Source organism: Tistrella mobilis KA081020-065 (genome assembly GCF_000264455.2).
GTDB classification, from domain to species: domain Bacteria; phylum Pseudomonadota; class Alphaproteobacteria; order Tistrellales; family Tistrellaceae; genus Tistrella; species Tistrella mobilis.
The window spans coordinates 2,731,677-2,753,661 of sequence record NC_017956.1 but is presented as its reverse complement, the minus strand read 5'-3'; the positions used below and the strand labels follow the sequence as shown (position 1 = coordinate 2,753,661).

Annotated in this window: 24 protein-coding genes and 1 riboswitch; of the genes, 7 read left to right on the top strand and 17 right to left on the bottom strand. The window is 68.8% G+C overall.

The window, feature by feature from the left end; translation table 11 throughout:
• Window positions 1-214 precede the first annotated feature (214 nt).
• The 3 genes from TMO_RS12565 to TMO_RS12555 all read left to right on the top strand — a co-directional run bounded on the left by TMO_RS12565 (window position 215) and on the right by TMO_RS12555 (window position 3,761).
• A complete protein-coding gene (locus TMO_RS12565) occupies window positions 215-2,407 on the top strand; it encodes a methyl-accepting chemotaxis protein (RefSeq protein WP_041604956.1) in 2,193 nt (730 codons plus the stop codon).
• A 79-nt stretch (window positions 2,408-2,486) separates the two neighbouring features.
• Complete coding sequence (arfB, locus tag TMO_RS12560) at window positions 2,487-2,930, top strand: alternative ribosome rescue aminoacyl-tRNA hydrolase ArfB (RefSeq protein ID WP_014746008.1); 444 nt, start codon at window positions 2,487-2,489, stop codon at window positions 2,928-2,930.
• 144 nt (window positions 2,931-3,074) lie between these two features.
• Window positions 3,075-3,761: a QsdR family transcriptional regulator gene (locus TMO_RS12555; protein ID WP_014746006.1), complete on the top strand. Its 687-nt coding sequence runs from the start codon at window positions 3,075-3,077 to the stop codon at window positions 3,759-3,761.
• 20 nt (window positions 3,762-3,781) lie between these two features.
• Here the strand turns inward: TMO_RS12555 and TMO_RS12550 are convergent, their stop codons facing one another.
• Window positions 3,782-4,711, bottom strand: coding sequence for an AraC family transcriptional regulator (locus TMO_RS12550; RefSeq protein ID WP_014746005.1), 930 nt, complete (start codon window positions 4,709-4,711; stop codon window positions 3,782-3,784).
• Window positions 4,712-4,887: 176 nt separating this feature from the next.
• Here TMO_RS12550 and TMO_RS12545 point away from each other — a divergent pair, with 176 nt between their 5' ends.
• The gene (locus tag TMO_RS12545; protein WP_041604954.1) at window positions 4,888-5,562 is read left to right on the top strand and encodes a glutathione S-transferase family protein; all 675 of its coding nucleotides are present in this window, start codon (window positions 4,888-4,890) and stop codon (window positions 5,560-5,562) included.
• Between the two features lie 245 nt (window positions 5,563-5,807).
• Entirely contained in the window at window positions 5,808-6,560 is a 753-nt protein-coding gene (locus TMO_RS12540) for an SDR family oxidoreductase (protein WP_014746003.1), read from the top strand.
• Window positions 6,561-6,703: 143 nt separating this feature from the next.
• On the opposite strand, the gene TMO_RS12535 is transcribed toward TMO_RS12540, so the two are convergent.
• Window positions 6,704-7,627, bottom strand: a complete 924-nt coding sequence (locus TMO_RS12535) for a ChaN family lipoprotein (protein ID WP_014746002.1) — start codon at window positions 7,625-7,627, stop codon at window positions 6,704-6,706.
• Between the two features lie 155 nt (window positions 7,628-7,782).
• Between TMO_RS12535 and TMO_RS12530 the strand changes: the two genes are divergently transcribed.
• Window positions 7,783-8,151, top strand: coding sequence for a DUF4870 family protein (locus TMO_RS12530; protein WP_014746001.1), 369 nt, complete (start codon window positions 7,783-7,785; stop codon window positions 8,149-8,151).
• Window positions 8,152-8,164: 13 nt separating this feature from the next.
• Here TMO_RS12530 and TMO_RS12525 read toward each other — a convergent pair whose 3' ends face one another.
• The 15 genes from TMO_RS12525 to TMO_RS12455 form a co-directional block, all read right to left on the bottom strand.
• Window positions 8,165-9,538 carry a hypothetical protein gene (locus TMO_RS12525; RefSeq protein ID WP_014746000.1) on the bottom strand — a complete coding sequence of 458 codons (1,374 nt, stop codon included), beginning with the start codon at window positions 9,536-9,538 and terminating at the stop codon, window positions 8,165-8,167.
• 68 nt (window positions 9,539-9,606) lie between these two features.
• On the bottom strand, window positions 9,607-10,161 hold the full coding sequence (locus TMO_RS29470) for a GNAT family N-acetyltransferase (protein ID WP_014745999.1): 555 nt from the start codon (window positions 10,159-10,161) through the stop codon (window positions 9,607-9,609).
• Between the two features lie 197 nt (window positions 10,162-10,358).
• The gene (locus tag TMO_RS12515; RefSeq protein WP_014745998.1) at window positions 10,359-12,080 is read right to left on the bottom strand and encodes a proton-conducting transporter membrane subunit; all 1,722 of its coding nucleotides are present in this window, start codon (window positions 12,078-12,080) and stop codon (window positions 10,359-10,361) included.
• Window positions 12,073-12,312: a hypothetical protein gene (locus TMO_RS12510; RefSeq protein ID WP_014745997.1), complete on the bottom strand. Its 240-nt coding sequence runs from the start codon at window positions 12,310-12,312 to the stop codon at window positions 12,073-12,075. The genes TMO_RS12515 and TMO_RS12510 overlap by 8 nt, the downstream gene beginning before the upstream one ends.
• Complete coding sequence (locus TMO_RS12505; protein ID WP_014745996.1) at window positions 12,309-13,826, bottom strand: proton-conducting transporter membrane subunit; 1,518 nt, start codon at window positions 13,824-13,826, stop codon at window positions 12,309-12,311. Before TMO_RS12505 ends, TMO_RS12510 begins: the two co-directional genes overlap by 4 nt.
• Window positions 13,827-13,830: 4 nt before the next feature.
• Window positions 13,831-15,318, bottom strand: coding sequence for a monovalent cation/H+ antiporter subunit D family protein (locus TMO_RS12500; protein ID WP_014745995.1), 1,488 nt, complete (start codon window positions 15,316-15,318; stop codon window positions 13,831-13,833).
• A complete protein-coding gene (locus tag TMO_RS12495) occupies window positions 15,315-15,878 on the bottom strand; it encodes a cation:proton antiporter subunit C (RefSeq protein ID WP_228382222.1) in 564 nt (187 codons plus the stop codon). The genes TMO_RS12500 and TMO_RS12495 overlap by 4 nt, the downstream gene beginning before the upstream one ends.
• A gap of 7 nt (window positions 15,879-15,885) precedes the next feature.
• Window positions 15,886-16,311: a Na(+)/H(+) antiporter subunit B gene (locus tag TMO_RS12490; RefSeq protein WP_014745993.1), complete on the bottom strand. Its 426-nt coding sequence runs from the start codon at window positions 16,309-16,311 to the stop codon at window positions 15,886-15,888.
• Entirely contained in the window at window positions 16,301-16,909 is a 609-nt protein-coding gene (locus tag TMO_RS12485; RefSeq protein WP_014745992.1) for a DUF4040 domain-containing protein, read from the bottom strand. Before TMO_RS12485 ends, TMO_RS12490 begins: the two co-directional genes overlap by 11 nt.
• The gene (gene mnhG / locus TMO_RS12480; RefSeq protein WP_267018702.1) at window positions 16,906-17,205 is read right to left on the bottom strand and encodes a monovalent cation/H(+) antiporter subunit G; all 300 of its coding nucleotides are present in this window, start codon (window positions 17,203-17,205) and stop codon (window positions 16,906-16,908) included. Before mnhG ends, TMO_RS12485 begins: the two co-directional genes overlap by 4 nt.
• A 52-nt stretch (window positions 17,206-17,257) precedes the next feature.
• Entirely contained in the window at window positions 17,258-17,581 is a 324-nt protein-coding gene (locus tag TMO_RS12475; RefSeq protein ID WP_014745990.1) for a monovalent cation/H+ antiporter complex subunit F, read from the bottom strand.
• A complete protein-coding gene (locus TMO_RS32215) occupies window positions 17,581-18,054 on the bottom strand; it encodes a Na+/H+ antiporter subunit E (protein WP_014745989.1) in 474 nt (157 codons plus the stop codon). The genes TMO_RS12475 and TMO_RS32215 overlap by 1 nt, the downstream gene beginning before the upstream one ends.
• A 353-nt stretch (window positions 18,055-18,407) precedes the next feature.
• Window positions 18,408-19,379 carry an ABC transporter substrate-binding protein gene (locus tag TMO_RS12465; RefSeq protein WP_014745988.1) on the bottom strand — a complete coding sequence of 324 codons (972 nt, stop codon included), beginning with the start codon at window positions 19,377-19,379 and terminating at the stop codon, window positions 18,408-18,410.
• 42 nt (window positions 19,380-19,421) lie between these two features.
• Window positions 19,422-20,201, bottom strand: coding sequence for an ABC transporter permease (locus TMO_RS12460; protein ID WP_014745987.1), 780 nt, complete (start codon window positions 20,199-20,201; stop codon window positions 19,422-19,424).
• A complete protein-coding gene (locus tag TMO_RS12455; protein ID WP_014745986.1) occupies window positions 20,198-20,986 on the bottom strand; it encodes an ABC transporter ATP-binding protein in 789 nt (262 codons plus the stop codon). Before TMO_RS12455 ends, TMO_RS12460 begins: the two co-directional genes overlap by 4 nt.
• A riboswitch (TPP riboswitch) is annotated at window positions 20,984-21,092 on the bottom strand. (Overlaps the previous gene by 3 nt.)
• 316 nt (window positions 21,093-21,408) lie before the next feature.
• Between TMO_RS12455 and TMO_RS12450 the strand changes: the two genes are divergently transcribed.
• A complete protein-coding gene (locus TMO_RS12450) occupies window positions 21,409-21,960 on the top strand; it encodes a DUF192 domain-containing protein (protein ID WP_014745985.1) in 552 nt (183 codons plus the stop codon).
• The last annotated feature ends 25 nt before the right edge of the window (window positions 21,961-21,985 follow it).

Sequence of the window (21,985 nt, the reverse complement as noted above, 5' to 3'; positions counted from 1 at the left end):
TGCTACTTTTGCCACTGGCATGCATTCATGCTGAACATATCAAATCATATGATCTGCAAAGACATTTGCGGTCCTTTATTCATGTGCGGTTGAGTTGGGAATTAAGCTAACCATTTGTTAATGAAGATCATTTGACATCGATCAAGGCGGATTTTCGGGGATCGAATACTTTGTACATCAGGATTTGATTCAGGCGCGGTGTGGAGGGGGAAAGATGGTGTCTGTTCTGTCGGGGCGGCTGACCAGCGTGCAGGCCAGGATCGCGCTGACCGCGGGGCTGTGCCTTGCGACGACGGTGGTGGTGCTGGTGGGGTTCAGCCTGGTATCGGCGCGCAACACGCATGAATATGTTACCGAGAGCGTGCTCGGGATCGTCGACGGCCAGACCAAGGCGGCGCTGCAAAACCGGGCGGCAACCGAGGCGGCGGCGATCAAGGCCCAGCTGGAAGCCGGGCTCGATACTGCCCGGACGCTGGCGCGCAGCTTCGCGGTGCTGGCCACGGATGGTCCGGCAGGCACGCCGGCCGGGCAGCGGCGCGACCAGCTGAACACGATGCTCCGCCAGGCGCTGGCGCAGGATCCGGCGCTGAACGGCACCTATTCGGCCTGGGAACCGGATGCGCTGGATGGCGCCGATGCCGCCTTCCGCGGCGACCGCGAGCACGGATCGGATGCGACCGGCCGTTTCCTGCCCTACTGGACCCGTGGCACCGACGGCCGGATCGCGATCCAGCCGCTGGTCGAATACGACAGCAGCGACCGTCATCCCAACGGTCTGGTCAAGGGCGGCTGGTATATAGGCCCGGCCGAGACCGGCCGCGAGAACATCCTGGGTCCGCTGCCCTATATCGTGCAGGGCAAGCCGGTCTTCCTGGCGACGCTGTCGGTGCCGATCATGATCGACGGCCGTTTCCGCGGCGTGGCCGGCACCGACTACAACCTGGATTTCATCCAGGCGCTGGCGGTGAAGGTGTCGAACGCGCTCTATGACGGCCGAAGCCGGGTTGCGATCATCAGCGATGCCGGGCTGATCGTGGCCGACAGCGGCGCGCCCGAGACGATCGGCCAGCCGGTGACCGCGGCCGGCGACAGCTGGACCGACGGGCTTGAGGTGATCCGCGCCGGTGAGGCGACGGTGCTCGACCGTCAGGGCCATCCCGATATCGACGTCTTCTCGCCGATCCGTTTCGGCGACACTGCCACGCCGTGGTCGGTGGTGATCTCGGTGCCGCGGGATGTGGCGCTCGCCTCGGTCAATGCGTTGAGCGGCGATATGGCCGAACGGTCGACGCGCGACACGCTGGTCTCGCTGGGGGTCGGGCTTGCGGTGGTGCTTGGCGCGATCCTGGTGGTGGCGCTTGCCGCCCGCGGGATCGCCCGGCCGATCCGCGCCTGCGCCGGCTTTGCCGACGGCATTGCCGAAGGGCGCTTCGACCAGAGCCTGACGGTCGATCAGAAGGACGAGGTCGGCCGGCTGGCGACGGCGCTGACCCGCATGCAGGGGGATCTGCGGCGCAACATCGCCCAGCGTGCCGAGGATCAGGCGGCGGCCGAAGCCGCCCGGCGCCAGGCGATGCGCGACATGGCCGACCGTTTCGAGGCCTCGGTCGGCGGGGTTCTGAACGGGGTCACGTCGGCCGCGACCGAGTTGCGGTCGACCGCCGAGACCATGACGGTCACGGCCGACGAGACCAGCCGGCGGTCCACGGCGGCTGCGAGTGCGACCGAACAGGCCAGCCAGAACATCCAGACCGTGGCGGCGGCGGCCGAGCAGCTTTCGGCCGCGATCGGCGAGATCGGCGACCGGGTCAACCAGTCGAGCGGCATCGTCAGCGAGGCGGTGCGTCAGGCCGACGCCACCGGTCTGCGGGTGAAGAACCTGTCCGAGGCGGCGCAGAAGGTCGGCAATGTGGTGCAGCTGATCAACGACATCGCCTCTCAGACCAATCTGCTGGCGCTGAATGCGACCATCGAGGCGGCCCGCGCCGGCGAGGCCGGCAAGGGCTTCGCGGTGGTGGCCTCTGAAGTCAAGACGCTGGCGGTGCAGACCGCGCGGGCGACCGAAGAGATTGCCGCCCAGATCCGGTCGATCCAGGACGCGACCCGCGACTCGGCCCATGCGATCGAAGAGATCGGCGCGACCATCAATCGGGTGAATGAAATCTCGACCGCGATTTCCGCCGCCATGCAGGAACAGGGCGCGGCGACCCGCGAAATCTCGCGCAATGTCCAGGAAGCGAGCCAGGGCACGGTCGAGGTCACGGGTAATATCGGCAGCGTCACCGCGGCGGCGCGGGAAACCGACCTCGCCGCCAATCAGGTGCTCTCGGCCGCGGGCGATCTGGGGCGGAACGGCGAGGATCTCCGCCGGCAGGTGGAGGACTTCCTGCAGACGGTGCGGGCCTGACGACATCGGCATGTCCCGGACGACAGGTGGGGGTGCGGCATTACTTGCATGCCGCACCCCCTGCGGCCATTTTGGGGGCATGAGCCTCAGGGAAGATGATCTCGACCGCGCTGCCCGGAACGTCCGCCTCGACGAGGCGGCGATCGAGGAGAGCTATCTGCTGGCCTCGGGGCCCGGCGGGCAGAATGTGAACAAGGTGTCGACCGCCGTCCGTCTGCGCTTCCGGGTGGCCGGGGCGCGGTTCGTGGGCGATGACGAGACCCGGCGCCGCCTGCTGGCGCTGGCCGGCAGCCGGGCGACGGCCGAGGGCGATATCGTGCTGCTCGCCGACCGGTTCCGCAGTCGCGAGCGCAATCGCGAGGACGCGCGGGACCGGCTGCGCCGGATGATCGCCGAGGCCCGCCACCGCGACCCGCTGCGCCGCCCGACCCGGCCGTCACTGGGCGCGAAGCGGCGACGGATGGACGAGAAGACGAAGCGTGGGGCGATCAAGCGCAATCGCGGCCGCCCGGTTGCCGACTGAGTGTCGCCGGTTTTCAGCCGGGCCCGGTTTCGTGATACACTGTCTCAGCACCGGCCGCGATTTCGGTCAGCGTGCCACGACCCGTTTCGGCGGCCACCACAGGCAGGATAGATGAACGACGCATCCCCGACACGATCCCGCCGCATGTCGGCGGCGCAGACGGCCCCGGCACGCAGCCGGGCCGCGAAGACGCCGGGCCTTGCCGCGAAGACCCCGGGCCTGGCCGAAGGCGGGCTGGAAGACGATCGCCCGCGCAACACCGCCGAGGCCGAGGTGGTGAAGGCGGCCGTGCGCCGCTATACCCGCGGCGAGGCGATCGACATGTCGGATCTGGCGGTCGAACTGGGGGTGGGCCGGGCGACGCTCTATCGCCGGGTCGGCAATCGCGACCGGCTGCTGGGGCTGGTGCTGGCCGATCGCACCGAATACAGCTTCCGCCGCGCCCAGCGCGACATCCGGGAGACCGGCGTGCCCGGCATCGTGGCGCTGCTCAACCGGTTCATGACCGATGTGCTCGACGCCGAGCCGCTCAAGATCTTCGTGCAGCGCGAACCGTTGCTGTTCATCCGGCTCGCGACCTCGATGGGGCCGATCGAGACCCGCTCCGCCCGGCTGCTGGGCGAGGTGATGGCGACCGAACAGGCCGCCGGACGCTTCACGCCCTGGCTGCCGATCCCCGTGCTGGCCGAGGCGATCGTGCGTCTGGGCGATGCCTTCATGTACGCCCATCTGCTGGGCGGGCCGCGGCGGGACCTGCGGACCTCGCTCGACGTCACCTCGCTGCTGCTCGACCCGGCAGCCGCACGCGAAGCGGCGGCCCGGGTCGGCTGACGCCGATCACACGAGTTTCCTCAAGCGCTCACTCCATCGTCGCCCTGGGGCTGGGGGCGCCGGATGCCTGTGATCGACTGCCTGAGCCGCTGCAGGTCACGGACGGGTGGTGCACCGAACTGCCTCAGATATTCGCGGCTGAACTGCGAGGCGCTTTCGTAGCCGACGGCGAAGGCGACGTCGGCAGCATTGTGGTTGCCGGCCAGAAGCAATGTCCGTGCTTCCTGCAGGCGGATCTGTTTCTGGTACTGAATCGGGCTCAGTCCGGTCAATGCCACGAAGTGGCGGTGCAGGCTGGCGCGGCTCATGCCGCTCACATCGCACAGGTCTTTGATCCGCAACCGGGTATTGTGGTGCTCGCGGATCCACTCGACGGCGCGCCGGATCCGGCCAAGTGCGCCCTCGGGCCGGGCGATATGACGCAACAGGCGCCCCTGCGGTCCCTGCAGGAGACGGTAGAGCAATTCACGCTCGGCGATCGGGGCCAGGACGGGGATGTCGCCCGGCGTATCGAGCAGCGCGAGCAGGCGCAGCAACGTGTCGCGAAGCTGTGGCGTCAGCGGATTGATCGCGATGCCGCTGCCCGGCGCATCGGGGTCGCGGACGGGCGGCATTGTGGACGCCATCTGCGCAAGCTGTGCAGGATCGAGAACGAGCGAGACGGCAACATATGGCCGACCATGGCCCGCATCGTAGATCTGGCCGCTCAGCGGCAAGTCCAGCGCGCTGATCAGATACTGCCCCGCACCATAGCGGAGCAGGTTGTCGTGAATGGTCACCTCCTTCGAGCCCTGAAGGATGAAGCAGATCATCGAGCGGTAAAGGCAGGGTGACGTGCCGGACGTCGCCTGACCGACGCCTATTTCCAGGCGGGGGATCGGCGTCACGGTCATCCCCGATCGCGCGTGGCGCCGGGCAAGGTCCAGATGGGGCTGAAGAGTATCGCTCATCGTCTCATCATGACATCCCTCGCCCCCCGGGCAAAGCCCTTGAGACAATCGGGCAATGAGTTGAGACGATCGGGCGGGCGCGCGGCACGTCTGGGGACCATCTGGCTGGTATCGGACCGGCACCGCAATGCAGCAGCGGTGCCTGACCGGATCATCCCGAGAAAGGGCCGCGCTCCATGACCGACACAAATCTCACCCTTATAAGCCATCCGCTCTGTCCGTTCGTCCAGCGCGCCGCGATCACCCTTCTGGAAAAGGGGGTGCCGTTTGAACGAATAAATGTCGACCTGTCGGCCAGGCCGGACTGGTTTCTGGCGCTGTCGCCGACCGGCAAGGTGCCCGTGCTCAAGGTGCGCCAGCCCGACGGAGAGGATGCCGTTGTCTTCGAGAGCATGGTGATCTGCGAATATCTGAACGAAACGCTGGGCGGTGCCTCGATGTACCCCGAGGATCCTCTCGCCCGCGCCCGGCACCGCGCCTGGATCGAGTTCGCAACCCAGACCATGGCCGACGCCTGGCAGTTTCTCCATGCCGTCGACGTTCCGACCGCTGACGCCCGGCGCTCCGCACTTCGCGACAAGCTGCGCAGGCTGGAGGCGGAGCTGGGCGCCGGGCCGTATTTCGCCGGTCCCGATTTCGGCATGGTCGATGCGGTTTATGCTCCGCTCTTCCGCTATTTCGGGATCATCGACCCGGCTGTATCGCAGGCGGTTTTCGATGGCCTGCCACGCATCACGGCGTGGCGCGCCGCGCTGGCGGCGCGGCCGAGCGTCCGCGACGCCGTCGTGCCCGACTACGCCGACCGCTTCCGCAATCATCTGCGTCAGAACGGGGCACTGGCCGCGGCCTGACTTCAGGCATCCCGCCGCCATGTCCGGGCAGCGACGCTTCAGGTCGGGCGTCCCGGCCATTTGCGGACTACACGGGAGCCGCTGTTCAGCGCGGGCAGCTTGAGATGATCGGGCAAGAAGCTGAGCGTATCCGGCACGCACGCCGCGTGCGGGTTGCCCATGTTTTCAGAGGACCGACGGGGCCGGCCGTGGCGAGGCCCGCCCTGTCGGTTGCAGCAAAGACGTCAATCAACAGGACAAGGCATATGACACGACTCAACGGAAAGCGCACCCTCATCACCGGTGGCACGAGCGGGATCGGCCTCGAAGCCGCCCGGCAGTTCCTGAACGAAGGCGCGCGCGTCATCGTGACGGGCAACAATCCCGACACGATTGCACAGGCGAGGTCGGTCCTCGGCGCCGAGGTTCCCGTCATCAGGGCCGACAGTGCGCGCGTGGAAGAACAGCAGGCACTCGCCGCCGCGGTGAAGGAGCACTACGGCCAGTTGGACGTCGCCTTTCTCAACGCCGGCATCTCGATCTGGCAGCCGATCGAATCCTGGACACCGGAGGCGTTCGACCGGATCTTTGCGATCAACGTCAAGGGGCCGTACTTCCTGACTCAGGCGCTGCTGCCTGTTTTCGCCAACCCGGCATCGGTCGTGCTCAACACCTCCATCAATGCGCATGTCGGTGCCGCCACCTCGTCGGTCTATGGTGCCACCAAGGCGGCTTTCCTCAATCTGTCGAAGACGCTGTCTGCGGAACTCCTGCAGCGCGGCATCCGGTTCAACGCGGTCAGCCCCGGTCCGATCGACACGCCGCTCTACGACAAGCTCGGTGTTCCCGATGCTTATCGCGAGCAGGTCAACAGGGACATCATCGCGGGGATCCCGGCCGGCCGCTTCGGCAGCGCCGAGGAAGTCGTCAAGGCGGTGGTCTATCTGGCATCCGACGACTCGGCATGGACGATCGGCAGCGAGATCGTGGTCGATGGTGGCCGCATGCTGAACATGTGAACGCGGTGGTATGAGGTACTGCTTTCCGTTCAGTCTCGCCAGCCTCGAAGCCGCGCGCGAGGCGATCGACATCTCGGCAGCTTTCATCATCGGCCGGCTTGCCGGGGACGCAGATCGGCCATAAGGCGGATCGGGCCGCCGTATCACTGGCGTTTCATGTTGCGCAGCTGGTCGGCAAAGGCCTTGCACGGATCTTCGCGCGGCTGGGCCTCTGCCACCCAGACGAGATCGAACGGCTCTTCGTCGCGGGCCGGGCGCAGATCGGGGGCGGCATCGCTCTCGCCGGTCTCGGCCAGGCCCACCGTCAGTATCGGCAGTTCCGGGGCGGCGGCCTTCAGATAGAGCGGCGCCCCCAGATCGCGGCGGACATGGCCCGCGCCTGCGATCACCAGCACCTGATCGACCCCGGCCGCTGCCAGGGCGTCGAGCGCCGCGCCGGCAATGCCGGCATCACGGGCCCGCTGCACCCGGACCATGCCTTCCAGCGCATCGCCGGGGGCATGGCCGCAATGGCCTTCGACGATCGCCCGGGCCAGCCCGTCTTCGACATCCGGCTCCGCCGGCTCGTCGAGCGCGAAATGCTGAACGAAGCCCGAGGGCAGGGCCTGCCAGCCTTCCAGGGCCAGGGCCCGCCGCGTCTGCCGCGGCCAGTCCGCTGCCCGGACCGGCAGGCCGTGTTCCAGCGCCACGGCCACGATCGGGCGATAGGCGGCCCAGTCCTGCCAGCCGCCGGCGGTGAATCCCGAGATCTGCGGCATCTGCTCCAGCGCCAGATCGAGCGCCCGCTGATCGGGGGCGGTGCCGAGGCCCGCCAGCAGCGCATCGATCGCCGGCTGGGCGTCGCGGCTGAACATCTCCATCACCAGCGCCGGCCGGTGGCCAGTGGCGATCAGCGCCCGGTAGGTTTCTTCCTGCATCAGATGGTGGCCGGCATGGTCGTGGCGTTCGCCCAGCAGCACGACCTTTGCGTCGCGGGCGGCATCGAGCAGGGCGGGCGGTACATCGGCCTGCGCCGCAGGGGCGATCAGCATGGCAAGGGTGAGGGCGGTGAGGGTATGCAGGAACATGGCCGGAGAGGGCTCCTCGGAGGCATGTTTGAGGGGCTGACGCATCGGGACGCTGGCGATGGCTCGCGACCATGCCTACATTTCGCCCGAAGCGGCCGCAAAGCCAAGCGCTTCGCGTGATGCCGCCACACCGATCGCAGGGAGCCCGGATCAGCATGGTCCAGAGCACACCGAAATTCGAACTCAGGCCCGGCGCGGACGACCGCACCGCCCATCAGGCCGAGGTGATGCTGACCGTGACCTACGGCCTGCATCTGCTGGGCATGCTGACCGCCCTGCCGCTGGTGGTGGCCAGCATCATCGCCCATGTCCGCTTTTTCATGCTCGACACCGAAACCACCGAGCGGGCGCATTACCGCTATCTGGTCGAGACCTTCTGGTTCGGCGTGATCGCCAACATCATCGGCGCCGCCCTGACCGTGATCTTCATCGGCTTCGTGGTGCTGGGGATCACCTGGATCTGGATGGTCTGGCGCTTCGTGCGCGGCTGGCTGCGGATGCGCGAGGGCCAGGGTCCCCGTTGACGGGGCGGGGGAATCAGCCGATGGCCGAAACCAGCGCCATGGCACCCAGATCCAGCCAGAAGGCGGCGAGCAGCGCCAGCAGCAGGGCATAGCCGATATTGCGGGTGACGGTCTGGTTCCAGGGGCTGGCGCCGGTCAGGCTGGCGAAGACCTGGCCGGTGACGCTGAAGGGCGAGGCGAGCAGGGTGAGGGTATAGCCGGCGAGGCTCGCCCCCGCAAAAACCGCCTCGCGACCGGCCACGACCTCGGGGGGCAGGGCGCCTGCGACCAGCAGGATCGAGGCCACCGGGTGCACGCCCAGATGCGACAGGCCGAAGATCACGAACTCCACCGCCAGGATGGCCAGCCAGAGCGGCATGGCATCGGCGACGGCGGCGATATTGCCGGCCGCCGGCGCCAGGATCGCCGCCAGGCCGGCGGCGAGGGGACCTGCCGCCGCGAAGACCGCGATTTCATTGGCCTGAAGCGTCATGCCCGGCGGGCCGATCAGCCGCGGGCGGATCAGCCGGTCCCAGGTGGCGGCGGTGCCGTTGGCCCAGATCATCCAGATCAGGGCGGCGGCCAGCGCCGCCACGATCACCCAGACCAGCGTCGGGCCGGGCATGACCATGTCGAGGCCGATGCCGAGGGTGGCGAGACCGCCCGCCGCCAGCCAGAGCGAGGGCCCGCGCCGGCGTGGCCCCGATGGCGAGGGCGCCTCGTCCTCCGGCACGGCGGTTTCGACCGAGCGGGCAAGGGCGGTGCGGCCATGACGCAGCGCCGCCCCCATGTCGAGCAGGAAAGCGGCCGGGATGATCGGCAAAGTGGCGGCCAGCAGGCCCGGCCAGCCGGCCCCCGGATAGGCGATCAGCACGATCGCGACCGTGGCGTAGAACGGGCTCCAGAACCCGGCAAGGCCGAAGCCGCGATGCAGGCTGCGCATCAGCCGGCCGTCGCGCGCCCGGGCACCGCCCAGCGCCGGCAGCAGCACCGACAGCGCCGAGATGTTGAGCAGCGCCCCCAGCACATGACCAGTCCAGAACACCAGCGCCAGCCGGCCGAGCGGCGGCCGGCGCCCCTCGGTGCCCGAGACAAGCCGGGTGAGTTCGGCGACATAGCGCGGGCTTGCCGCCGGCACCGCCAGCAGGCCGCAGGCGACGATCAGCACGCCGACCACGGCATTGGCCGAGAGCGCACGGATCAGCGCCTCGGGCCCGGCACCGGTGGCGAGCTGGGCCGCCCAGCCGATCGCCAGCATGGCGCCGACCACCCGCCTTGTGGGGCGGCGCAGATCCTGCCAGGTGAGGGCGAGATAGGCGGCGAGCGCGATGCCCGCGGCCAGCCCCCAGCCCGGTGTCTTGAACAGCCAGGCGAGCAGCACCAGCGGCACGGCGGCCAGCATGACCATGGCGGCAGCCCGGGTCCGCCGGGGCCAGATGCGCGTGCCGCCGGGCTCTGGTGCCGGGCCTGGCTTCATCAGGCGAGGGCCGCGGCGCGCGGCGCGGTCTGCTCGGCGACGAGGGGCTTGCGCATGCGGTGGAAGCTTTCCCCGCGCACGACCGCGCGGCCCGAGACCGCGTAGCCGAGCTTCTCGTAGAGACCGCGGGCGGCGAGGTTGCGTTCGTCGACGATCAGCGAGACGGCGGGGAAGCCGTTGCCGCGTGCGGCGGTTTCGGCCGAGACGATCAGCCGGCGGGCGACGCCGCGGCCGCGGTGTTCCGGGAAGACCGCGACATTGTCGATGTAGAATTCATCGGCCTCGGTCACCCGGGCTTCGGCCGGGACGGCGGGGCCAGTGACCAGACGGCCGGGATAGGCCACCACCACCCCGATCGGGCGGCCGGCCTCTTCGAAGACGCGGGCATAAAGATGCGAGGCGACGCCGGACCGGCCGCGGATCAGACCGCGGAAGGCTTCCATCGCCTGAACCGGATCTTCGATGCCGGTCAGACCACCAATGCTTTTGGGGTCGGCCATGGCGACGAGGTCGGCGATCGCGGCGGCGTCTGTGGGACGTGCGGGACGCAGCATGACGGATGCTCTGTGCATGTCGATGTGTGAGGGGGGCCTGCGGATGATACGGCACCGACCCTTTCGCAAACCTTAGCGCCGCAAGCCCCCCGGCGACCAGCGCGGCGGCGGCATGGCGGCATTGCAAACGGCGTTTTTAACGACGACGCCCCGCCGACGGGGTCGGCGGGGCGTCGGGAACGGCGAGACCCGGGCGGTCAGGCGGCGTAATAGACCACCAGACAGAGGCCCAGCATCACGGTGATCCCGAGCACGGTGCCGCCGGTCGGCCAGTCGCGGGCCAGCGGTGCCTCGGGGCCGTGGATGCGGAAGATGCCGGCCATCACGAAATCGATCCGCCGGTGGATCCGCTTCGCCAGGCCGCTGCGCAGCGGATCGCCATGGATGGCGAATTCTGCCGCCAGCCGGGGCAGGAAGGTGCGATAGATCCAGTCGAAATCACGGGTGATGCCACGGCCGGGAGCGAGCCGCGGGGCGGCCGCGAACCAGACCACGGCAGCGGCCGCCAGCAGCTGGATCTGGGTGATCAGATGGTCGGCGGTGAAGACGGCATAATCGGCCGAGGCCGGGAACATGCCGAGCAGGGTGCCCGGCACCACGCCGATGCCCACAACCAGCGCCGCCATGAAGCCCATGGCGACCATCTGCACCACGCCCGGATCGCCGACGCCGCGGCCGACACCCTGGATGCGGTGGGTGCCCCAGAGCACCATGGGCAGCTTCAGCGCCGCATAGACGGTGGAGACGACCGCAATGCCGACCAGCGCCGCCCAGGCGATGCCGGCGCCATCCTTGCCCAGTGCCGAGAGGATCACGCCCTTGGAGACGAAACCGGCGGTGAGCGGGACGGCAGCCAGGCCGAGCCCGCCCAGCAGCAGCGCCGCCCAGGTGAGCGGCATGGCCCGTCCGATACCCGCAAGATCGCCCAGCCGGCGCCGGCCGGTGGCGGCGACCATATGGCCCGCGGCCATCACCATCAGCGACTTGTAGAGGATATGGGCGAAGGCCTGGGCCGAGGCGCCGGCCAGCGCCAGCGGCGTGCCGATGCCGACCGCGGTGACCATGAAGCCCACCTGGCTGACGATCGAGAAGGCCAGCACCCGGCGGAGATCGTTTTCGATGACGGCATAGAGCGCGCCATAAGCGGCCATGACGATGCCGGTCCAGACCAGGATCTCGGTGCCCGGGAACAGCCGGATCAGCACCAGCACCGCGGCCTTGGTGGTGAAGGCCGACAGGAACACCATGCCGGTGGACGAGGCTTCGGGATAGGCGTCGGACACCCAGGCCCAGAGCGGCGGGGCGCCGGCATTGATCACCACCCCCGCCAGGATGAACCAGGCGGCCCAGCTGCCGGCATCGATATCGGCGGTCAATGCGGCGAGGGTATTGGCGCCGCCGCCGGTGATGTGGCCGACGATGCCGATCATCAGGATCATGCCGCCGGCCAGATGGATCTGCAGATAGCGCATCGCCGCCCGGCGCGCGCGTTCGGTGCCGGCCGCCCAGATCACCACGGTCGAGCCGATGGCGAGCACTTCCCAGAACACCAGCACCGTCAGCAGATCGCCCGCGAAGGCGAGGCCGACCGCGCCCGCGCCATAGGCCTGGGCCGCGACGAGTTCGGTGGTCGATGCCCGGGGCAGGGCATAGAGACCGCCGGCCAGGGCCGCGAGCGCGAAGATGGTGGTGAAGGCCCGGCCGGTGGCATCGACGGTGACCGGGACCAGAACCTGATCGAGCCAGGCATGGCCGGCGCCGGGGCCATCGGGCAGCAGCCAGGCCACCGCCAGCACGGCCAGGGGGGCTGCGATCACCGGCAGGGCGCGCAGCCCGCGGGGGAGAAGGGCGGTGAGCAGGGCGCCGAGCAGCAGCAGGCCGGCCGGCGGCAGGGTGGCGAAGAGGCCGGGTTCAGTCATCATCCGCCTCCGTCGCCTCGGGGCGGCCGAGGGCGAGGGCGAGCGCGCGGGCGCCCACCACCGCCACACCGCCGGCGATCAGGCCGAACCAGCCATGGAAGGCAAAGATCTCGTCGAAGCCCAGATAGCCGTGACGATGGATGGCGAGTTCGGCGAGCGCGGCCAGGATCAGCACCGCGCCCGCAACCGCAAGCCCGGTCTTCTGCAGCCTTGGGGAAATGGGACCGGTCAACGCAGGCCTCCCTGTGTGACGGTGCCGGCCATGGCCTCTGCCAGCGCAAGCACGGGATCGGGGTAGAGGAACAGCAGGAAGGTGAGCCCCGCCGTGGCCAGGATCGCCAGCACCATCGGCAGCGGCGCCTCGCCATGATCGTGATGGCCATCGCCACCATGGGGGGCGGCGGCCCCCACCGATTTCGCCGCAACCGGCGCCCGGAAGAAGGCGCGCCAGACGATCGGCAGGAAATAGGCCGCGTTCAGCAGGGTGGAGGCGCCGAGGGCGGCGACCGCGATCCACTGATCGCGTGAGACCGCGCCTTCCAGGATGAACCACTTGCTGGTGAAACCGACCGCGGGCGGCAGGCCGATCATCGACAGGGTGGCGAGGACGAAGGCGCCCATGGTCCAGGGCATGCGCCGGCCGATGCCGTCCAGCTGGCTGACATAGTCCTTGTGGGCGGCGGTGTGGATGGAGCCCGCGGCGAAGAACAGGGTGATCTTGCCGACGGCATGGGCGGCGATGTGCATGGCCGCCCCCACCAGCGACAGCGGCGCCATGATGGCCGCTGCCAGCGTCACATAGGCGAGCTGGCTGACGGTCGAATAGGCGAGCCGGCGCTTCAGATGGTCCTGGGTGAGCGCGATCGACGAGGCGATCACGATTGAGGCCGACGCCACCCAGACCAGCCAGTCATTGGCGCCGGCGGCGGAGAGGCGATCGGCGCCCAGCGTATAGGCCACGACCTTGACCACCGCGAAGGCGCCGCCCTTGACCACGGCCACCGCATGCAGCAGGGCCGAGACCGGGGTGGGCGCCACCATCGCCGCCGGCAGCCAGGCATGCAGCGGCATCAGCGCCACCTTGCCGATGCCATAGGCGAAGAGGCCGAGCAGCAGGCCGAGCAGCGCGGGAGACAGCCCATCGGGCAGCACGCCGCCCGCGGTGAAGGCCACGGTGCCGGCCAGGACATAGACGCCGATGATCGCGGTCAGCTGGAAGCCGATCGAGGTGCCGAGCAGGATGCCGAGATAGGTCCGGCCTGCCTTCATCGCCTCCTTGGTGCCCGAATGGGTGACCAGCGGATAGGTCGACAGCGTCAGCACCTCGTAGGCGATGAACATCGACAGCAGGCCGTCGGAATAGGCGAGTGCCAGCGCGCTGACGATGGCCAGCGCGAAGCAGAAGTGGAAGCGGGTCTGATGCGCTTCGTGATTGCCGCGCATATAGCCGATCGAATAGACCGCGGTGATCGGCCAGAGCGTGCCGGCGACAGCGGCGAAGATCATGCCCAGCGGTTCGACCGCAAAGCCGATCGGCAGGCCCGGCATCAGCTGATGCAGGGTGAGCACGGGCCGGGCGCCGTCCAGCACCCGGGCCGCCAGCATCAGGGTGAAGACGGCGGTGACCACCGCCGCCGCCACCATCAGGATGTCGCGCGCCCCCGGCGAGCGGCCGGCGGCAAGGATCAGGATGCCACCCGCGACCGGCGAGAGCAGCGACGCGACGAGCAGGAATTCAGGCGTCATGGCGTCAGGCTCCCCCGATCAGCGCGCGGGTCGCAAGCTCGGCAAGCCCGGCCGTTGCCCTGGTGTCGATGCCGAGATAGATGCAGAGCGCCGCCGCAAACCAGGCAGGCCAGGCCAGCCAGGGGTTGGACGGGCCCGCGCAGGCCTCGGCGGCGCCTTCGACCGGGGCGCGGAAATACATCGTCTCGACCAGGCGCCAGACATAGATCACCGCCAGCAGCGAGCTTGCCATCACCAACACGGCCAGCGGCCACATGCCGGCATCGAGCGTCGCCGAGACCAGATACCATTTGCTGATGAAGCCCGAGGTCAGCGGCACGCCGATCAGGCTGAGCCCGCCGATCACGATCGCGGCCGCGGTGACCGGCATGGTCCGGCCCAACCCCTGGAGATGTTCCAGCCGCGTGCCGCCCAGGCGGACCGCGATCAGGCCCAGCGCCAGGAACAGCGCCGCCTTCATCACGCCGTGATTGATCAGATGAATGAGGGCGGCCGAGACGCCGTGCTGGTTGCCGAGCGCCAGGCCCAGCATGATGTAGCCGATCTGCGCGACACTGGAATAGGCGAGCAGGCGCTTGACGTCGACCTGGAAGATCGCGACCAGCGAGCCTGCGAACATCGCCAGCACCGCAAACGGGATCAGCGTCCAGCCCAGCGGCATGGCGTCGAAGGCATAAGAGGCGCCGAAGACCGAGACGATGAAGCGCAGCAGCACATAGATGCCGACTTTGGTCGCCGTCGCCGCCTGGAAGGCGGAGACCAGCGAGGGCGCGAAGGCATAGGCGTTGGGCAGCCAGACATGCAGCGGGAAGAGCGCGATCTTGATCGCAAGCCCGATGACCAGGAAGGCGAAGCCTGCGACCACCACCCGGCTGCCTTCGACCGCCGGCAGGCGCTGGGCCAGATCGGCGATGTTGAGCGTGCCGGTCATCATGTAGATCAGGCCGATGCCGATCAGGATGAAGGTCGCGCCGATCGTGCCGATGATCAGATACTGAAAGGCGGCCGACAGCGCCCGCCGGTCCGGTCCCATGGCGACGAGCGCATAGGTCGACAGCGAGGTGATCTCGATGAAGACGTAGATGTTGAAGGCGTCGCCCGTCGCCACCATGCCGGACAGGCCGGCGAGCGCCAGCAGATACATGGCGACGAAAGACGGGATGCGCTTTTCGGGGATTTCGGCCGAGATCGAGGCGGGGGCGTAGGGGGCGCAGATCGCGGCGATGCCCGAGACCAGCAGCAGGGCCAGACAGGTCAGCAGGTCGATGCGGTATTCAATGCCCCAGGGCGGCGCCCAGCCGCCCATCTCGTAGGAAATCGGCCCCTGGTTCAGCACCTCGATCGTCAGGGTGACGGCGCTGGCGAAGCTCGCCAGGCTGACCAGGACCAGCACGGCATAGGCGAAGCTGCGCCGGCCGACAATGGCCACGAACAGGGCGGCGACCAGGGGCGTGGCAACCTGGAGCGCCGGCAGATGGGTGACCAGGCTCATGGACGGCCCTTCCCTTTGCGGGGCGCGCTCTTGCGGCGGCTCATGGGTCCGCGCTTGGGCGCGGGCGGCCGGGGCGCCGCCTCGCGGGCGGGCTGTCTGGCGGGCTCAGGCGGCGTCACGCGCGGGGCGCCGCTGCGGGGCAGCCAGCCCAGCCGGCGCTTGGCCTCGCGGATGGTCGGCGGCATGGCGTCTTCCGCACGCTCGTCGGCCATGTCCATGGCGATGGTCTTGTCCTCTTCGACGGTGCCGTAGGCCTCGCGAATGCGCACCACGATCGCGAGGCCGACCGCGGTGGTCGCGATCGAGACCACGATCGCGGTCAGGATCAGCACGCTGGTCAGCGGGTTGGTGTAGGTGTTTTCGGAAAAGGGCACGCCGTCGACCAGATAGGGCGCGGTGGCGCCCCGGATCTTGCCCATGCTGATGTAGAGCAGGAAGACGGCGGTCTGGAACATGCCGAGGCCGATCAGCTTCTTCACCATGTTCGTCCGCGCGATCACGGTGTAGAAGCCGGTCATCATCAGGAAGACGGCGACCCAGTAGTTGAAATGCTCGAACACGCCCACCTCAGCTCCGCCGTTCCGAGAAGGTGAAGAAGATCAGGATCATCGAGGCGGCGACGGCCAGGCCCACGCCCAGTTCGACCACGATGATGCCGATGAGCAGGCCGAGCTTGGGCTCGGCCGGCGCGAAGGCGGCGTATTCCAGGAAGTTGCCCCCGAAGAACAGGGTCGCGAAACCGGTGCCGACGAAGAACAGCGCGCCCAGCGGCGCCAGCAGCCGGCAGACCGAAAGCATGCCCTCGCGCTGACGATCGGTCAGGCCGAAGATCAGCGCATAGAGGATCAGCCCGGATGCGATGATCACGCCGGCCTGGAAGCCGCCGCCGGGGCCGTATTCGCCGTGGAACTGCACATAGAGCCCGAACATCACGATGAACGGGATCAGCACCTTCGAGACGACCCGAAGGATCAGATAATGATCACGCATCATCAGAGGTGCCCTCCTCGTCGTCGCGGCCGTTGCGGCGCCGGCGGGCCACCGCCACGCCGCCGCCCAGGATCATGGTCACCGCAAGCGCGGCCGTGAACACCACCACCGTCTCGCCCATCGTGTCGTAGCCGCGATAGCTGGCCAGCACGTTGGTCACGATGTTGGGGATGCCGTGTTCAGTGACCGAGCCCTCGATATAGCGCGGCACGGTATGGGTCTGGACGGGGGCCTCTGGGTCGCCGAAGGCCGGCATGTCGGCCGTGGCATAGAGCAGGGCGGCGCCGGTTGCGACCACTGCGATCATCGGCAGCACGGGGTTGTGGCCGCGATCCTCTTCTCGCCCGGTCAGCACCAGGGCGGCCAGGAACAGCACGGTGGAGATGCCGGCACCCACCGCCGCCTCGGTGAAGGCGACGTCCATGGCATCCAGCACCATCCAGAGGGCGGCGATCAGCAGGGAATAGGCGCTCTGCAGCAGCACCGCGGTCAGCAGGCTGCGGGTGCGCACGATCGCGATCGCGACACCTGCCAGCATCAGCAGCAGGGCCATGTTCAGCAGATCGGCGGTCAGAATCGACCATGGTCCGATGACGATCACGGGCGCGTCTCCCGATGGGCACCGGCCGAGGACGGCTCGGGCGTGTCGAGACGCCGGCCGGTCGGCTTCATGCCCGACACCAGCGCCGCATTGGCGACGATGTGCGAGGCGGTGGGCGAGGTGAAGAACAGGAACAGGCCGATGATGATCAGCTTGACGGTGACCAGGGTGAAGCCGGCCTGGACACACATGCCCGCCAGCATCAGCCAGGCGCCGAAGGTGTCGATCATGCCGGCCGGATGCAGCCGGGTGTAGAAATCGGGCATCCGCACCAGGCCCACGGCACCGGTGATCACGAACAATGGCCCCCCAGGATCAGCGCCCAGGAGATCAGGTCGATGACCAGTGTCATGCGGGGCCTCCCTTGCGCTTTGCGGCGGCATCCATCTCGTCGGCGGCCACGTCCTCGGTGGTCAGGCTGCGGAGATGGCGGTGGCGCAGCAGCTTCAGGATCGCCACGGTGGCGATGAAGTTGATCAGCGCATAGGTCAGCGCCAGGTCGAGGAAATGCGGGCGTTCGGTCAGAAAGCCGATCACGGCCAGCAGCAGCACGATCTTGGTGCCGATGGCGTTGGCGGCGAGCACCCGGTCGAAGAGGGTGGGGCCCAGAACGGCGCGGGCCAGGCCCAGCACCAGGGCGACGACAAGGGCGGCGGTGGCGGCGATGAACATCAGACACGGCCCTCCAGCGCGGTGCAGCGGCGGTCCATCTCTCCCTCGTCCATCCCCTCCAGCGCGCTGGAATGCAGGGCGTGGGCGACGATCATGCCGCCTTCGAAATCGACCGAGACAGTGCCGGGCGTCAGGGTGATCGACTGCGCGTAGATCACCCGGCCCAGATCGGTCGTCTGGCTGGTGGGCACCCGCTTCCAGGCGGGATCGATCGGGGCCAGGCCCCAGACGCGCTTGAAGACGTCGATGTTCGACTTGATGATCTCGACCGACAGCCAGAACCAGTAGGGGATTGCACGCGGCAGCATGCCGAGCGGCGCCCCTTCACGGTCCAGGATGCCGAGCCAGCGTGCGATCCACACCGAAAAGGCGCAGGACAGCACGCCGAAGCCGATGATCAACGGCTTGTAGATGCCCGACATCAGCAGCCAGGTCGTGAGCAGTGCCAGAAACAGGCCGAAGGCTCGCGCCACCGCAGTCTCCCCTGAGTGGTTGGTCCCCTTGACGGCAAGGAGGCGCCGGCGCGCCTGCGGCCGAACGTCGTGTTCAGCCGGACGCAAAGCGGAGATGGCGCATGCAGAGCGCGTGTCCGTCCCGTCGAACAGCGTCCTCCCTGGCCCGCGTTTTTCCCAGGAAACCCGGGACGGGTCAAGGAAATCCGGACGAATTAAGTCCGATAAGTCCTTGGCATAGCATGAGACCGACCCGGGGCGTGGCAAAGGCAACGCCCGCTTGCGGCACATGGTCGCAAGCGGGCGTTTCAGGCTTGATCAGACGGGAAGGAGAACCGGATCAGCGCCAGTTCTGCATCAGCGCCGGTTTCGCATCAGCGCCAGGCCTGCGCATAGTCTTCGACCGGCTTCGGGGTGTCGATCAACCCGGCCTCGTGCATGAAGGCGGCGAAATTGCGCCAGCGGCCGTAATCGAGGGCCGCCGGGCTGTGGGCGAAGCGCGGCAGCGTCGCCTCCAGCGACTTCCGGTTGCCTTCGTCCGCGATCTCGGGCCGGCCCTTGATGTACAGCTCCCAGGACTGATCAGGGTGGTTGATCAGGAACTGCACGCCCTTTTCCAGCGCGCGGTTGAAGGCGGCGAAGCGCGGATCGGCCGCCTTGTCGGCGCGGGCGGCGACGACCAGCTCGTCATAGGGCGGCACGCCGTGCTCTTCCACCAGGAAGGCGCGGCCGGGGCGGCCTTCCAGCGCCATCTGCACCAGCTCGACATTGCGATAGGCACCGATCACCGCATCCACCTGCCCCGACATCACCGAGGGGGCGAGGGCGAAGTTGACGTTGATCAGCGTGACGTCGTCGATGGTGAGCCCGGCGCTGGCCAGCATGCGGCCGAGCAGCGCGTCTTCGAAGCCCGCGACCGAATAGCCGATCCTGCGGCCCTTCAGATCGGCGAGCGTCTTCACCGGGCCGTCGGCCAGCGTGATGATGCTGTTGAGCGGGGTGGCGACCAGGGTCGAGACCCGCTTCAGCGGCAGACCTTCATGCACCATGGCGATCAGCTGCGGCTGATAGGTGATGGCGAGATCGGCCCGGCCGGCGGCGACCAGCTTGGGCGGGTCCGACGGATCGGCCGGGGCGATCATCTCCACCTCCAGCCCTTCCTCGGCGAAATAGCCCTTCTCCTGAGCGACCAGCAGGGGGGCGTGGTCGGGGTTCACATACCAGTCGAGCAGCAGGGTCAGCTTTTCGGCCGCCTGGGCAGCCGGGGCCGCCAGGGCGGTGGCGGCAACCAGGGTGGCGGCCAGCAGACGGCGCATGCTGCGCCGCGTGGCAACACGCTGCGTCATGGGGCATCTCCTCCGGGAGGGGTTTATCTGTCGGGTGGGGTGTCAGCCTCGCGAGCCGCCGTCGAGCGCATCCGCCTGCCAGGGCATGGCGGCGCGCAGCGCCCGGTCGACCACGAGATAGAGAACCAGGGTCAGGACGACCAGCACGGCGAGGGCCGCGAACATCTGGTCGGTCTTCATCCGGCCGTTGGCGTGAAGCATCAGGTAGCCGAGGCCGGCGGACGAGCCGACCCATTCGCCGACTACGGCCCCGATCGGCGCCACCGCGGCCGCGACCCTGAGCCCAGAGGCGAGGGCCGGCAGCGCGGCGGGCAGGCGGATCAGCAGCAGGCTGCGCCGCCGCGAGGCGCCCATCACCCGCGCCATGTCGAGCCAGCCGGGTTCGGTCCGCCTGAGGCCGTCCAGGAAGGCGACGGCGACGGGGAAGAAGATGATCAGCGCCGCCATCACGATCTTGGGCGCATAGCCATAGCCGAACCAGAGGGTCAGCAGCGGCGCCAGCGCAAAGACCGGCAGGGCCTGGGCGCCCACCATCACCGGCATCATCCAGCGGCCGAGCCTGGGCGCGCCGGCGATCGCCAGCGCCGAGGTGACGCCGACGGCCGTGCCGGCCCCGAGCCCGAGCGCGATTTCAAGCGCGGTGACCGCGGCATGATCGGCCAGCAGCGCCCGGTTGGTCCAGATCGCCTGCGCCACCTGATCGGGGGCGGGCAGCAGGAAGGGCGGCAGCCCGGTCGCGAGCACGGCCGCCCACCAGACGGCGATCAGCCCCGCCACCGCGACCAGCCCGCGCCACCATGCGCCCGAAGCCTGTCCGGTCATGCGCGCACCTCCAGCACAGCCATCAGCCGGGCCAGCCGGTCGCCCAGATCGGCGGCATCCACCGGGCGCGGCACCGGGCCGGGTGGGGCCGCGACCGCCATCGGCCGGGCCGGGTTGCCGGTCAGCACCACGATCTCGTCGCCCATGCGCAGCGCTTCCAGCGGATCATGGGTCACCAGCAGCACGGTGCGGCCGCGCAGCATGCGGCAGGCCAGATCCTGCAGCCCGTGGCGGGTGACGGCATCGAGCGCGCCGAAGGGCTCGTCCATCAGCACCACCGGCCGGTCTTCCATCAGCGTGCGGGCCAGGGCGACGCGCTGGCGCATGCCGCCCGACAGGGCCGCCGGGCGCAGCGCCGAGGTGCCGGCCAGACCCAGCCGGTCGAGCAGATCCAGCGCCCGGGCGCGGTCGGCTTTCCGGCCACGCAGCCGGTCGCCCAGCGTGACGTTGTCGATGACCCGGGCCCAGGGCATCAGCAGGTCCTGCTGGGCCATCCAGGCGATCCGGCCGTCGAGCGGCTGGCCGTCGGAGGCGGTGACCCGGCCGCGTTCCAGCCCCGCGACATCGAGGCCCGCGATCAGGCGCAGCAGCGTGGTCTTGCCCGAACCGCTGGCGCCGAGCAGCGCGGTGATGCGGCCGGCGGCGATATCAAGGTCGAGCCCGTTGGTCACCAGCCGCCCGCCCGGACGGATGGTGACATCGGCAAGGTGCAGGGCAGGCGCCTGCATCCGGGCCGCGGGCTCTGCGGTCAACGGATGGATGAGGGGACGGATGTCGTCGGGCATGGCATGCGCACTTGTTCCTCCGCCGGTGCGAACCGGATCAGGTTCAGGGGTCGTTCCGAACCGGGAACCTCTCAGCCGCCGCACCGCGGCTCCCCCCAAGTGAAGGCCGAACTATGCACCGGCGGTATCCAGGGTGCAAGATCCCATGGCATCCCTTGCGTAAGGCGCGTGTTTTCGCAGGGCCTGAGCGTTCCGGTTGCGCGCAGGCCCGGGCAGGAGTATGACCGAAGACGCACCCGGGCCGTCTTGCCGTTCGGGCCATCCCGCCGGGAGGGTAGTCGTGGTGCAGGCTCCGCCACGTCCCCCGACCGCACCAAGCCGCGACGGCCGACGCGACGACCGCCTTTCAGAGGTATGTCTGGTGCATGCCCGGGAAGGCAGACGACGGTAACGGCCGCGTGAGCCCCCGACGAGGAACGCGCATGCTGGACCAGGTCCTGAACCGGTGCCGCAGAGGCTACCGGGCATCGCTTTGTCTGTTGATCGCAACCATGATGCTGGCCGCCAACTGCGCCTGGGCCTGGCCGGCGGTGGCGGCGAGATCATGGCCGAGCGCGGTGATCCAGGCCCAGGCCCTGCCGGAACAGCCGCTGGAGCCGCTGGCGATCCGGCCGGCCGAGGGCGGCAAGGCGCGCATGTTCCGGGTGGAGGTCGCCCGCTCGCACGAGGCGCGGACCATGGGGCTGATGTTCCGCTCCGATCTCGACGCCGATCGCGGCATGCTGTTCGTCTTCCCCGAGGACAGCCAGCCGACCATGTGGATGCGCAACACCTATGTGCCGCTCGATATGCTGTTCCTGGATGCCGAGGGCGTGGTGGTCGACATCGCGGCCGATACCGTGCCGCTGACCGACACGCCGATCGGCTCCAAGCATGCCGCACGTGCGGTGCTGGAGCTGAATGCCGGCACCGCCCGGCTGCTCGGCATCCGCCCCGGCGACACGGTGGTGCATGCGGAATTCCCGCTCGACTGAGCGCCACGCCCGGAAAGAATGCCGG

Excerpts from the sequence above, each read along its gene's own strand:
- TMO_RS12565 (WP_041604956.1), top strand. The coding sequence starts at position 215 with ATGGTGTCTGTTCTGTCGGGGCGGCTGACCAGCGTGCAGGCCAGGATC.
- arfB (WP_014746008.1), top strand. The coding sequence starts at position 2,487 with ATGAGCCTCAGGGAAGATGATCTCGACCGCGCTGCCCGGAACGTCCGC.
- TMO_RS12555 (WP_014746006.1), top strand. The coding sequence starts at position 3,075 with ATGTCGGCGGCGCAGACGGCCCCGGCACGCAGCCGGGCCGCGAAGACG.
- TMO_RS12550 (WP_014746005.1), bottom strand. The coding sequence starts at position 4,711 with ATGAGCGATACTCTTCAGCCCCATCTGGACCTTGCCCGGCGCCACGCG.
- TMO_RS12545 (WP_041604954.1), top strand. The coding sequence starts at position 4,888 with ATGACCGACACAAATCTCACCCTTATAAGCCATCCGCTCTGTCCGTTC.
- TMO_RS12540 (WP_014746003.1), top strand. The coding sequence starts at position 5,808 with ATGACACGACTCAACGGAAAGCGCACCCTCATCACCGGTGGCACGAGC.
- TMO_RS12535 (WP_014746002.1), bottom strand. The coding sequence starts at position 7,627 with ATGTTCCTGCATACCCTCACCGCCCTCACCCTTGCCATGCTGATCGCC.
- TMO_RS12530 (WP_014746001.1), top strand. The coding sequence starts at position 7,783 with ATGGTCCAGAGCACACCGAAATTCGAACTCAGGCCCGGCGCGGACGAC.
- TMO_RS12525 (WP_014746000.1), bottom strand. The coding sequence starts at position 9,538 with ATGGTCATGCTGGCCGCCGTGCCGCTGGTGCTGCTCGCCTGGCTGTTC.
- TMO_RS29470 (WP_014745999.1), bottom strand. The coding sequence starts at position 10,161 with ATGCTGCGTCCCGCACGTCCCACAGACGCCGCCGCGATCGCCGACCTC.
- TMO_RS12515 (WP_014745998.1), bottom strand. The coding sequence starts at position 12,080 with ATGACTGAACCCGGCCTCTTCGCCACCCTGCCGCCGGCCGGCCTGCTG.
- TMO_RS12505 (WP_014745996.1), bottom strand. The coding sequence starts at position 13,826 with ATGACGCCTGAATTCCTGCTCGTCGCGTCGCTGCTCTCGCCGGTCGCG.
- TMO_RS12500 (WP_014745995.1), bottom strand. The coding sequence starts at position 15,318 with ATGAGCCTGGTCACCCATCTGCCGGCGCTCCAGGTTGCCACGCCCCTG.
- TMO_RS12490 (WP_014745993.1), bottom strand. The coding sequence starts at position 16,311 with ATGATGCGTGATCATTATCTGATCCTTCGGGTCGTCTCGAAGGTGCTG.
- TMO_RS12475 (WP_014745990.1), bottom strand. The coding sequence starts at position 17,581 with ATGTTCATCGCCGCCACCGCCGCCCTTGTCGTCGCCCTGGTGCTGGGC.
- TMO_RS12465 (WP_014745988.1), bottom strand. The coding sequence starts at position 19,379 with ATGACGCAGCGTGTTGCCACGCGGCGCAGCATGCGCCGTCTGCTGGCC.
- TMO_RS12460 (WP_014745987.1), bottom strand. The coding sequence starts at position 20,201 with ATGACCGGACAGGCTTCGGGCGCATGGTGGCGCGGGCTGGTCGCGGTG.
- TMO_RS12455 (WP_014745986.1), bottom strand. The coding sequence starts at position 20,986 with ATGCCCGACGACATCCGTCCCCTCATCCATCCGTTGACCGCAGAGCCC.
- TMO_RS12450 (WP_014745985.1), top strand. The coding sequence starts at position 21,409 with ATGCTGGACCAGGTCCTGAACCGGTGCCGCAGAGGCTACCGGGCATCG.